Consider the following 5,933-nt stretch of genomic DNA (forward strand, 5'->3'; position numbering starts at 1 on the left):
GTCAACGTGGGCGAGCACTTCTTCGATACCCTGCACGTCAAGGACATCGACGCCAAGGCGATCCACGCCAAGGCCGCCGCCGCGCGCATCAACCTGCGCGCGATCGACAGCGAAGCGGTCGGCATCAGCCTGGATGAAACCACCACCCGCGAGGACATCGTGGCCCTGGGCCAGCTGTTCGGTGCCACGGTGGATGTGGATGCCCTGGACGCCCGCACCGCCGACGCGCTGCCGGCCGGCCTGGTGCGTACCAGCGCGTTCCTGACCCACCCGGTGTTCAACACCCACCACAGCGAACACGAACTGCTGCGCTACCTGCGTTCGCTGGCGGACAAGGACCTGGCCATGGATCGCACCATGATCCCGCTGGGCAGCTGCACCATGAAGCTCAACGCCACCGCCGAGATGATTCCGGTGACCTGGCCGGAGTTCGCCAACATCCACCCGCTGGCCCCGGCCGACCAGGCCACCGGCTACAAGGAACTGATCGAGAGCCTGGAAGCGATGCTGGTGGAATGCACCGGCTACGACGCGGTGAGCCTGCAGCCCAACTCGGGCGCGCAGGGCGAGTACGCCGGCCTGCTGGCGATCCGCGCCTACCACCGCTCGCGCGGTGACGACCACCGTGACGTGTGCCTGATCCCGGATTCGGCGCACGGCACCAACCCGGCGTCGGCGCAGATGTGCGGCATGAAGGTGGTGGTGACCAAGACCGACGCCAACGGCAACGTCGATGTGGAAGACATCCGCGTCAACGCCGAGAAGTACAGCGACCGCCTGGCCGCGATCATGATGACCTACCCGTCCACGCACGGCGTGTTCGAGGAAGAGGTGGTGGAGATCTGCGAGATCATCCACACGCACGGCGGCCAGGTGTACACCGACGGCGCCAACATGAACGCCCTGGTCGGCGTGGCCAAGCCCGGCAAGTGGGGCTCGGACGTGTCGCACCTGAACCTGCACAAGACCTTCTGCATTCCGCACGGCGGCGGTGGCCCGGGCGTGGGCCCGTGTGCGGTCAAGTCGCACCTGGCGCCGTTCCTGCCGGGCAAGCTGGGCGACAACGGCCCGGTGGGCATGGTCAGCGCGGCCAGCTTCGGCAGCGCCTCGATCCTGCCGATCAGCTGGATGTACATCACCCTGATGGGCACCGCCGGCCTGCGCAAGGCCACCCAGGTGGCGCTGCTCAACGCCAACTACATCGCCACGCGCCTGGCCCCGCACTTCAAGACCCTGTACACCGGCCGCAACGGGCTGGTGGCACACGAGTGCATCCTGGACGTGCGCCCGCTGGAGAAGACCTCCGGCATCGCCGCCGAGGACGTGGCCAAGCGTCTGATCGACTTCGGCTTCCACGCCCCGACCCTGAGCTTCCCGGTGGCCGGCACGCTGATGGTGGAACCGACCGAAAGCGAATCGCTGCACGAGCTGGACCGCTTCATCAACGCGATGATCCAGATCCGCGAGGAAATCGCCGCGATCGAAGACGGCCGCCTGGACCGCGAGGACAACCCGCTCAAGCACGCCCCGCATACCGCCACCGCGGTGTCGGCCAGCGAGTGGGCGCACGCCTACCCGCGTGAGCTGGCGGCCTTCCCGCTGGCCAGCCTGCGCCAGCAGAAGTACTGGCCGCCGGTGGCGCGCGTGGACAACGTGTACGGCGACAAGAACGTGATGTGTGCGTGCATCCCGGTGGATGCCTACAAGGAAGACGAGGGCGTGGAGGTCTAAGCCTCCCTGCCCTGTCGCAACAGGAAACGGCCCGCGCAAGCGGGCCGTTTTTCTTGGCGGGATGCCCCGTCGCACTCGACGCCGGTAGTGCCGGCCGCTGGCCGGCTCCTATGGATGCCGATCGGCGTGGTTTCGATCGGCATGGTGCAGAGCCGGCCAGCGGCCGGCACTACCGGATCTCGATTGGTGAGGTGCAGAGCCGGCCAGCGGCCGGCACTACCGGGTGGTGAGGTGATGAGCCGGCCAGCGGCCGGCACTACCGTCAGTCGGCCCGGCGGCTGGCGCGCACGCGGCGGGCGACTTCGCTGCTGATGGCGATCACCGCGGTCAGCGCGGCCATCGACAGGAACTGCAGGCGGGTGTGCGACTCGGACAGCAGCAGGCCGAAGATCAGCGCCAGCACGCCCAGGCCGATCACGGTGAGGTACGGGTAGCCGGCCATGCGGAACGGCAGGCGGGTGCCGTCACGGTTGGCGCGGTGGCGCAGGATCAGCTGCGACAGCAGCGAGATGGTCCACACCAGCAGGCAGGTCGAGCCGACGATGTTGAGCAGCACCGGCAGCACCTTGTCCGGGAACAGCAGTTCCATCACCGTGGCCGCGAAACCGAACAGCACGCTGGCCAGCACCGCGATGATCGGCACCTGGCGCGGGTCGGTCCAGCCCAGCACGGCCGGGGCCTCCTGGCGCTGGGCCAGCGAGTACATCATGCGCGAGGCGCCGTAGAGGTTGGCGTTGAGCGCCGACAGCAGCGCGATCACTGCGATCAGGGTGATCGCCGTGGCCGCGCCGGGAATGTTGGCCACCTGCAGCACCGCCGCGAAGGGCGACTTCAACGCTTCGCTGGTCCACGGCACCACGGCGATGATCACGCTGAGCGAGCCGATGTAGAACACCAGGATGCGCCAGGCCACGGTGCGGATGGCGCGCGCGATGCTGCGCTCGGGGTCTTCGGTTTCGGCCGCGGCCACCGCCACGATCTCGGTGCCGCCAAAGGCGAACACCACCACCAGCAGCGCCGCGCCCACCCCGGCCAGGCCCTTGGGCGCGAACCCGCCGTGCGCGGTGAAGTTGGACAGGCCCGGCGAGGCCACGTCCGGCAGCCAGCCCATCAACAGTGCCACGCCGATCAGGATGAAGCCGATGATGGCCACCACCTTGAGAATGGCGAACCAGAATTCGAACTCGCCGAAATTCTTCACCCCGAGCAGGTTGATCGCAGTGAAGAACAGCATGAAGGCCAGTGCGGCCATCGGCACCGGTACCGCCGGCCAGACCGTGGCCAGCAGCCCAGCCGCGCCCACCGCTTCGGCGGCGATCACGATCACCAGCTGCACCCACCACAGCCAGCCCACGGTGGCCCCGGCGGTGGCGCCCATGGCGTCGGCCGCGTACACCGAGAACGCGCCACTGGTGGGCTTGGCCGCGGCCATCTCGCCCAGGGCGTTCATCACGATGATCACCAGCGCGCCGGCAACCAGGTAGGACAGCAGCACCGCCGGTCCGGCCGCCTGCACGCCCACGCCGGAGCCCAGGAACAGGCCCGCGCCGATCGCGCTGCCCAGCCCCATCATGATCAGCTGGCGCGGCTTGAGGGCGTGGCCCAGGCGGGGAGCGGCTGGCGTCGGAGTCTGGGATGCGGGCATCGGAATCGCTGGGCGGGCAACAGGTGCCACACGATACCTGTTCGGCTGGCCTGCGGCATAGGCCACACGGCCCAGCCGGGCCTAGCGGTCGCGCTCGCCGATCTGCGCGCGGTAGCCGCGCGGGGACACCCCCACTTCGGCCTTGAACTTGCGGGTGAACGCGCTCTGGTCGGTGAAGCCGCAGGCCTGGCCGATGCTGGCGATGCTGTCGCCGCCGTGCAGCAGGTGCACCGCCATCTGGATGCGCAGGCGGGTGAGCACCTGCTGCGGAGTCATCTGGAACACCTTGCGGAAGGTGCGCTCCAGCTTGGACAGCGAAAACCCGGTGATGTCCAGCAGGGTCTGCATGCGCACGTTCTCGGCGTAATGCGCGTTCAGGTGCGCCAGCGCCAGCCGCAGCTGCTCGTACTGGGTGCCCAGGCTGTCCTTCTGGCCGAGGTCGCGCGAAATGCCGATCAGCCCCTTGACCTGCCCGTCCACCAGCAGCGGCCGCTTGCAGGTCAGACACCAGCCCGGCTCGCGGTTGGCGAACAGGTGCAGTTCCATCAGGTTCTCGATCACCCGCCCGGCCAGCACCTGTTCGTCCTGGCTGGCGTAATCGGCCCCCAGCCCGGTCGGATAGATCTCCGCCGCGGTGCGCCCGATCACCTCCTTGCGCGACTTCAGGCCGAGCCGGCGCAACATGGTCTGGTTGATGTGCGTATAGCGCCCGTCGCGGTCCTTCATGAAGAACAGCACGTCGGGGATCGCGTCAAACAGGGCTTCGATGTCGGCAGGTTCTACGCGCATGCGGCAGACAGGGGGCGGGAGATTCGAGCCAAGGATACCCGTCCGGGTCCGCGCCACCCAGCGCCCGGGCGCCGCATGTGAAGCGCGGGTGGATGCGTGCCGGTCTTTTCGCACCCGCGATTAACGCCGTGCACGCCAGTGTGGGGGTTGCCTTCCCGCCAGCCCGGAGCCGCCACATGGCCGCCAGCAAGCCCCGCACCAAACCCGCATCTCCCGCCGACAGCCGTGGCCAAGGGGACGAACTGCATCAGCACGCCGGCGGCACCCACCCGCCGCTGACCACCAACCAGGGCATTGCGGTCGCCGACAACCAGAACTCGCTGCGCGATACCCCGCGCGGGCCGACGTTGCTGGAAGACTTCATCCTGCGCGAGAAGATCACCCACTTCGACCATGAGCGCATCCCCGAGCGCATCGTGCATGCCCGCGGCAGCGCGGCGCACGGCTATTTCGAGCTGACCCGGTCGCTGGAAGAATTCACCCGCGCGCGCGTGCTGACCGAGGTGGGCGTGCGTACGCCGGTGTTCACCCGCTTCTCGACCGTGGCCGGCGGCGCCGGTTCGGTGGACACCCCGCGCGACGTGCGCGGTTTCGCGGTGAAGTTCTACACCCGCGAAGGCAACTGGGACCTGGTCGGCAACAACATCCCGGTGTTCTTCATCCAGGACGCGATCAAGTTTCCCGACCTGATCCACGCGGTGAAGATGGAACCGGACCGCGCCTTCCCGCAGGCGGCCAGCGCGCACGACACCTTCTGGGACTTCGTGTCGCTGATGCCCGAATCGATGCACATGATCATGTGGGCGATGAGCGACCGCACCATCCCGCGCTCGCTGCGCACCATCGAAGGCTTTGGCATCCACAGTTTCCGCCTGCTCAACGAGGCCGGTGAATCCACCTTCGTCAAATTCCACTGGCGCCCCAAGCTGGGCATCCAGTCCACGGTATGGGACGAGGCGGTGAAGCTGCAGAGCGCCGACAACGACTTCCACCGCCGCGACCTGTTCGAGGCGATCACCGCCGGCGACTTCCCCGAGTGGGAACTGGCCGTGCAGCTGTTCACCGAAAAAGATGCCGAGGCGTTCCCGTTCGACCACCTGGACTCGACCAAGATCATCCCCGAATCGCTGGTACCGCTGACGGTGATCGGGCGCATGGTGCTGGACCGCTGGCCGGACAATTTCTTCGCCGAAACCGAGCAGGTGGCCTACTGCCCGGCCAACGTGCCGCCGGGCATCGACTTCAGCAACGACCCGCTGCTGCAGGGCCGACTGTTCTCCTACCTGGACACCCAGCTCAGCCGTCTGGGCGGGCCGAACTTCCACCAGATTCCGGTCAATGCGCCCAAGTGCCCGTTCGCCAACCACCAGCGCGACGGCCACATGCAGATGCAGGTGCCCAAGGGCCGCGTGGCCTACGATCCCAGCTCGCTGCAGGACGACACCCCGCGCGAAACCCCCGAGGGCTTCCCCAGCCATGCCACGGCCCCCGACGACGGGGTCAAGGGTCGCGTGCGCGCAGCCAGCTTCGCCGACCATTACAGCCAGGCGGGGATGTTCTTCCGCAGCCTGGAGGCGCCCGAACAGGCGCATCTGGCATCGGCGCTGGTGTTCGAGCTGTCCAAGGTGGAAACCGTCAAGGTGCGCGAGCGCACGGTGAGCCACCTGCGCAACATCGATGACGCGCTAGCCAAACGCGTGGCGGCGGGTCTGGCGATGCCTGCCCTGCCCGATCCCGCGCCGACTGCCACTCCTGCGCAGGATTTTCC

The 5,933-nt window shown here is 67.9% G+C and carries 4 protein-coding genes; 2 read left to right on the plus strand and 2 right to left on the minus strand.

All coding sequences use genetic code 11. The features are described from left to right. On the plus strand, nucleotides 1–1,731 hold a 1,731-nt coding region (gene gcvP / locus DBR34_RS22065), incomplete at its 5' end, for an aminomethyl-transferring glycine dehydrogenase (protein WP_258223637.1). 262 nt (nucleotides 1,732–1,993) lie between these two features. On the opposite strand, the gene DBR34_RS03325 is transcribed toward gcvP, so the two are convergent. Further along, nucleotides 1,994–3,382: an amino acid permease gene (locus tag DBR34_RS03325; RefSeq protein ID WP_181393887.1), complete on the minus strand. Its 1,389-nt coding sequence runs from the start codon at nucleotides 3,380–3,382 to the stop codon at nucleotides 1,994–1,996. A 75-nt stretch (nucleotides 3,383–3,457) separates the two neighbouring features. After that, nucleotides 3,458–4,165 carry an AraC family transcriptional regulator gene (locus tag DBR34_RS03330; RefSeq protein ID WP_038686947.1) on the minus strand — a complete coding sequence of 236 codons (708 nt, stop codon included), beginning with the start codon at nucleotides 4,163–4,165 and terminating at the stop codon, nucleotides 3,458–3,460. Between the two features lie 176 nt (nucleotides 4,166–4,341). Here DBR34_RS03330 and DBR34_RS03335 point away from each other — a divergent pair. After that, a partial coding sequence (locus tag DBR34_RS03335; protein ID WP_128095691.1) for a catalase occupies nucleotides 4,342–5,933 on the plus strand: 1,592 nt, incomplete at its 3' end.

This window comes from Stenotrophomonas sp. HMWF003 (assembly GCF_003061285.1).
Lineage (GTDB): Bacteria > Pseudomonadota > Gammaproteobacteria > Xanthomonadales > Xanthomonadaceae > Stenotrophomonas > Stenotrophomonas maltophilia_AP.

Coding starts and splice junctions, on each gene's coding strand:
- DBR34_RS03330 (WP_038686947.1), bottom strand. CDS start 4,165: ATGCGCGTAGAACCTGCCGACATCGAAGCCCTGTTTGACGCGATCCCC.